General features: G+C 27.1%; 6 protein-coding genes and 1 pseudogene. 5 read left to right on the top strand and 2 right to left on the bottom strand.

The window, feature by feature from the left end; genetic code table 11:
• A partial coding sequence (locus F811_RS16660; protein ID WP_033425186.1) for a hypothetical protein occupies positions 1-324 on the top strand: 324 nt, incomplete at its 5' end.
• A 58-nt stretch (positions 325-382) separates the two neighbouring features.
• Here the strand turns inward: F811_RS16660 and rseP are convergent.
• Positions 383-1,747 (bottom strand): RIP metalloprotease RseP, encoded by a 1,365-nt coding sequence (rseP, locus tag F811_RS0100790; protein WP_020003410.1) that lies wholly within the window; start codon positions 1,745-1,747, stop codon positions 383-385.
• A 209-nt stretch (positions 1,748-1,956) separates the two neighbouring features.
• On the opposite strand from rseP, the gene F811_RS0100785 reads away from it, so the two are divergent.
• The 4 genes from F811_RS0100785 (at position 1,957) to F811_RS0100770 (ending at position 5,759) form a co-directional block, all read left to right on the top strand.
• The gene (locus F811_RS0100785) at positions 1,957-2,577 is read left to right on the top strand and encodes a hypothetical protein (RefSeq protein WP_020003409.1); all 621 of its coding nucleotides are present in this window, start codon (positions 1,957-1,959) and stop codon (positions 2,575-2,577) included.
• 113 nt (positions 2,578-2,690) lie between these two features.
• Positions 2,691-4,019 (top strand): CHAT domain-containing protein, encoded by a 1,329-nt coding sequence (locus F811_RS0100780; RefSeq protein WP_020003408.1) that lies wholly within the window; start codon positions 2,691-2,693, stop codon positions 4,017-4,019.
• Positions 4,012-5,046: an N-acetylmuramoyl-L-alanine amidase gene (locus F811_RS0100775; RefSeq protein ID WP_020003407.1), complete on the top strand. Its 1,035-nt coding sequence runs from the start codon at positions 4,012-4,014 to the stop codon at positions 5,044-5,046. Before F811_RS0100780 ends, F811_RS0100775 begins: the two co-directional genes overlap by 8 nt.
• Before the next feature lie 38 nt (positions 5,047-5,084).
• Positions 5,085-5,759, top strand: a complete 675-nt coding sequence (locus tag F811_RS0100770) for an SAM-dependent methyltransferase (RefSeq protein ID WP_020003406.1) — start codon at positions 5,085-5,087, stop codon at positions 5,757-5,759.
• A gap of 91 nt (positions 5,760-5,850) precedes the next feature.
• Here the strand turns inward: F811_RS0100770 and F811_RS15310 are convergent.
• Positions 5,851-6,062: pseudogene (locus F811_RS15310) on the bottom strand (methyl-accepting chemotaxis protein); the annotation flags it as partial.

Below are 6,062 nucleotides of genomic sequence, written 5' to 3'. Positions count from 1 at the left end.
AAATTAGAAAGTCAAAATAATTCTATTAACTCTTTAGAGAAAAAATTAGAAAGTCAGAATAATTCCATTAACTCTTTAGAGAAAAAATTAGCAAATCAAAATAATTCTATTAATTCTTTAGAGAAGAAATTAGAAAGTCAGAATAGTTATATAGGTTCTTTATACGAGAAGTTGGAAATTAAAATTAATTCTTTAGATGAGATATTAAATTCTAATAATAAATCGAATAATAATGCAGAAAAAAAAAATAGTTTATATTTGATTATTGTACCAATGTACATCATACAAGCTGCTATGTTTGCATTTTTATTATTAAACAAATAATTTATAAATAAAAGCCTCAAAATATTGAGGCTTTTTTATATTGAATGTAGTTTTTAATTTATTTAAAGAGCTGCGTTATATCATTAATAGTTATGAATATCGCAAGTGTTATTAAAAATGCAGCACCTACAGCCTGTATCTTTGTAAGCACTTTTCTGTCTATAGGACGCCTCATTATAAGCTCTATAAATGAAAATACTATCATACCTCCGTCTACTACTGGAAGAGGAAGAAGATTCATTAAGAAAAGTATTAAACTTATAGTAGCAGTAAATGAAAGTATAGTTCTAAGTCTGTATTCTATATCAACAGAAATTACTTGAGAAGAAATCTGTATTATTCTTACAGGTCCTCCCAAATTCTCACGAACTGATAATTTACCAGTAAAAAGAAGTTTAAGTCCGTTTATATAAGAAACCAAATAATTACCAGTTTCTTTAAAAGCTTCAGGTATTGATTTAGGAAAAGGTATGCCGTCAACTTTTTCAACTCTCATAGGAGTGCTGTCAAACTCTACACCCAAACTTCCGTAAGTACCTATAGTTTTTGAAGATACTGGTTTTGGTATAGCCTCTCTTGTAATCTCTTCTCCGTTTCTTATTACAGTTATATTGATTTTTTGTGATGCATTATCCATAACTATTGGTCTGAAATCGGCTATATTACTGGCACTAATACCGTTTATAGCTATTATTTTATCACCTGACATAAGCCCCGCCTCAGAAGCTGCAGAATCGGCAATTACATTTTTTATTATAAGATCATCTCCGAAATATAATCCCAATACTCTCTCTCCGCTCAAAGCCTTAAGCATTTCAACAGAAGGTATAGTTATACTAATAGCTTCACCGTTTCTATCAATACTAAAAACTATCTCTTCAGCGGCCTTTTGTATAGCCTCATCATTTATAGTTTTTAATATATCATTATCTGATTCTACTTTTATACCGTTTATAGCTGTAATAGTATCTCCGCTTTGTATGCCATATTCATAAGCTAATGTCATACCAGACTTTGAATGCATGTATTTACCATCTCTGAATACTGATACAGTAGGCGAATATAAATCTATTTTTGAAGGCAAAGATACCAATATTGTAAGGAGTAAAAATGCAAATAAATAATTAAAGAAAGGACCAGCAAAATAAACTATTATTCTTTTAAGAGGAGACATATTAAGAAAATCACCTTCTTCTACATTGCCGTCTTCAGAAATCTCTCCTTTAAATTTGCAGTATCCTCCAAAAGGAATAAGCGAAAATCTAAAATCTATTCCTTTAATTTCCTTTTTAAAAAGTATAGGACCGAAACCTATAGAGAAAGCCTCAGCCTTTATTCCAACTGCTAAGCCAGCTAGCAAATGCCCCATCTCATGAACAAATACTAATACGCTCAGTAATATAATAGCACCTATCCAACTCAAATTGAACCTCCTTAAATTTATTACAAATTTATATTTATTAATAATTGTTACTAATAAGTATACATTTAACGTAAATTTATTTCAATAAAATTTACTTAAAAATTAAATATTATATCATTATTAATGAATTTACAATAGCTTTACATTATATGTCTTTTAAATATAACAAAACTATTGACAAAAATTATTAAATTTGTTAGATTTTTTATATGAAGAAATTATTAATTATACTATTATCAGCATGTCTATTTATATATGGCTGCAATTATAAAGCATTAAATCCAGTAAGTACTGATACTTCAAATGAAAATTCTGGTAATTCAGGAAATGAAAGCACAGAAAATTCAGGGGAAACTTCAAATAATGAACAAAATAATAATACCCAAACAACTAAAAAAACTATGAATTTTAAATTAAAAATAGAAGGTTCTTCCAGTTCAAAATATTTTGTAAAAAATGACAGTATGTATGCAAGTGTAATTGAAATAAATCTCAATAATAAAGATTGCACTTATAATGCTGATTATAACGGCGGATATTATATGTGCAATATGAATGATTGGGGAAGAACTATGACTACTGGAAAATACATAAAACTTGACAATATGTATTTTGAATATACTGAAGGAAGTGAAAAGTTTAAGCTTAATTTTTATTTATGGATAGGAGCTCAGTCTTCCAATTTGGTATTAAGAAAAGATATAACAATAGAAATACCTTTAAATGGTTTTGATGAAGAAAAATATAATAATACAGCTTTGATTACATTAAAATTATTTCCAGACAGCGATACATACAGTTCTAATCTTGACGGATTTGAAACAAAATAATTTATTTATGTCTTCTTATGCATTATCCGATTATAAGTATTTATAAACATTTTATTTGATTATATAAAAAATTACTATATAATGTTTATAATTTAAAAAAGATATTTAATTAAATGATATATAAATCATACATTATAACTCAAAACAGAGAATACTTTTTATCTCATAGTATAGAATATTTTTCTTTAAAAAATACATCTGTAAAAAAGATTTTAAAAAATCTAAAAAAAGATGAAAGTTTTATAAATATATTTTTATACGATAATGACAAAAATAAATTATACGGTTATTATGAAATAGATTTAAATAATAAAAAAAATGAAGCATCAGATAAAGACTACACAAATATTTATATAACAGACAATTATAAAAGAAGAAGAGGAATATATTATAAACTTGAAGAAAAATATACTGACTTTTCTTTCTATGAAATAGACTATAAAACATTTTCAAAACTTAAAGACAGATTAATAGTTTTAAATGACAATATATCTCAGACATTTTTTTCATGCACTATAGATAATGATATTTTTAGATATCAGGCAATAGAAACATATCCTTCGCTTTATGTAGCAGAATATGAAAAACATTTTGACCATAAGGCTTATGAAAGTATATACAAAGAATACCTGCGTTTATTAAAACATTCAAACAGCGAAAGCAGTAATATAGATAAATACATAGAGCTTGGAAGCTATTTAATGAATATGCTTATTCCAGAAAAAAATTTCAGAGAACATATACTTGAAGGTTTTAGAATAGTTTATCTTCATCTTGATGATAAAAGCGTAAATATACCTTGGGAAATACTTTCTTATGACGGTAAATTTATATCTGAAAATATAATATTTTCTTATACAAATGCCTCAAATATATTTCATCATAATAATAAAATAAACAATAAAAAATTAAAAATGGCTATTATTTCAATACCAAGCGATGATATAACTTTTGACAAAAAAGAAATAGATACTATTTTATCTATTCATGATGATATAAAAAATACTGAAATAGATTTATATAGAAAAGAACATAATTATTTTGAGTTTATAAAAATACTTGAGAGCTATGATATAGTACATATAATAACACATGGATATAAAAAAGGCATAAAATTAAGCGATGACTATATACTAAACTCTATAGGAGCATTAGAAAATCCGCCGTCTTTAGTTTTTATTAATGCCTGCAATATGGAAGAAACTGATAATAACCTCACAAAATCATTATTATCATCAGGAGTGGGCACTGTAATATCAGGTGTAGGTGCTTTAGCAGATGGAATGTATATAGACTTTACACAATGCTTTTACAGCAATCTTCTTCATAAACATACAAGAATAAATACAGCTCAGGCTTATTATTTTGCCTATATCGAAGTAAAAGAATTTTATAAAGGATTCATACGCTACAGATTTAACGGAGTTCCTATTTATGTATAAAAAAATAATTAAGATACTTTTTTTAATATCTGCATTAGTATTATTTTCATGCAACAATAATACATCAGCTCCAATAAGAAGCAGAAAAATAGCTCCTAAAATATCGACTGTTTATAAATCACCTGCTTATAATTTGAGAATAAGATATATAATACTTCATTACACTGCATTAGATGATGATTTATCTCTAAAAGTTTTAACAGACCCCGGAGTTTCAGCACATTATCTTATAACTACAAGAGAAGATGACCCTATATACAAACTTGTAGATGATAATAATAGAGCTTGGCATGCGGGTGTTACTATGTTTGACAACAGACATACTATGAATGATACTTCTATAGGTATAGAAATAGTAAATTTAGGTTTTTTACAAAAAGTTACAAATACTCCAGAACAGTTAAGAAGAATGACTAAAAGAGAAAGAGAGAATTTATTTTTTATTCCCTATGATGAATATTTAGAGTTTAATGAAAGCCAAATACAAAAGGTAGTATACCTGCTTAGAAACTTAATAGATAAATACGGAGTAAAACCTTATAATATATTAGGTCATTCTGATATAGCACCATACAGAAAAAAAGATCCAGGTCCTAAATTCCCATGGAAAAGGCTTCATGATGAATATAATCTCGGTATATGGTATGATGAATATGACTATACAAATTTTTTAAACGATAATGAATATAGAAAGGCTAAAGTTTTGGATATAAAAGAAGAGTTTGTAAAATACGGTTATACAAGTATGCCTACAAATAATGTATGGGACTTTGACTCAAGAAAGGTGCTTTATGCATTTCAATGCCATTTCAGACCTGAAAAGATAGACGGTAATATAGATAATGAAAGCTACGCTATTATAAGAGCTTTGAATGAAAAGGTAAAAAAGATTAATGAAATGGAAGAACGTTCAAAAGCTAATAACTTTCTTACTAATACATTTTATACTAATATATTTATAAGCAATAATATGGTAAGCACAAACTGGAATTATATGTTTACTAACAGCTTATTAAAAAGAAATTGATAATATAAAATAATTATCATTTGAAAAAAGGAAATTTTATGCTTACAGTTTATATAGCAGCAAGAGATATAGGAAATTATAAAGATAATACAGAAAGATTAAAAGAAGTATTAACAGAAAGCGATATTATATTAGTTGAAAGTTTCAGGGAAGCAACAACACTTTTTAAAGCACTAAATATTAAAAAAGAAAAAGAAGCATTAATAGAGTTTAGCGAACATACAAAAAAATCTAAAGATATTGATGACATAATAACAAAAATTATAAACTGCCGTACTGTCACACTTATAAGCGACTGCGGAACACCAGTTTTAGAAGACCCAGGTAGGCTGCTTCTTGAATACTGCTACTCTCATAATATAAAAGTACGCCCTGTAGCGGGGGTTAGCAGTGTTACAGCGGCTATTATGTGCCTGCCTTTTAATTTTAAAGAGTTTTACTATGCTGGACTTTTACCACGTGATGATAGAGAAAGAGAAAAAAAATTAATGTATTTAAAAAAATTAAATGTTCCAGTTATTATTTTAGATACTCCATACAGACTTAATAAAGTTTTGAATGCTGTAAAAAAAGTTTATTCAAAAGAAAAAGAGGCGGCATTATGTTTGGACATTACCACAGATAATGAAGAGATTGTAATAGACAGTATAAACAATATATGCACAAAATATCAGGATAATAAAAAACGTGAGTTTGTACTTGTTATAAGCTGATATCAAGAATTATAATAATAACAAATAAAAAACGCCTGATAATATAATTACCAGACGTTTTATTTTTATGTAATTATATTAATTAAATTTATTATTTTAATTTAAAGAAACTCATAGCATCTTCAAGCTCTCTAGCTTCATTTAATAATGATTCTGCTGCTGATGATGACTGTTCTACTAAAGCGGCGTTCTGCTGTGTTACTGTATCCATTTGAGATACTGCTATATTTACCTGATCTACTCCAGACTGCTGCTCTATTGCTGTTTCGCTTATATCACGCATAATATTTGAAGTCTCTTCTA

Source organism: Brachyspira innocens ATCC 29796 (assembly GCF_000384655.1).
Taxonomy (GTDB): Bacteria; Spirochaetota; Brachyspiria; order Brachyspirales; family Brachyspiraceae; genus Brachyspira; species Brachyspira innocens.
The sequence above is the reverse complement of the archived record's forward strand: the minus strand, read 5'-3'. Positions and strand labels throughout refer to the sequence as shown.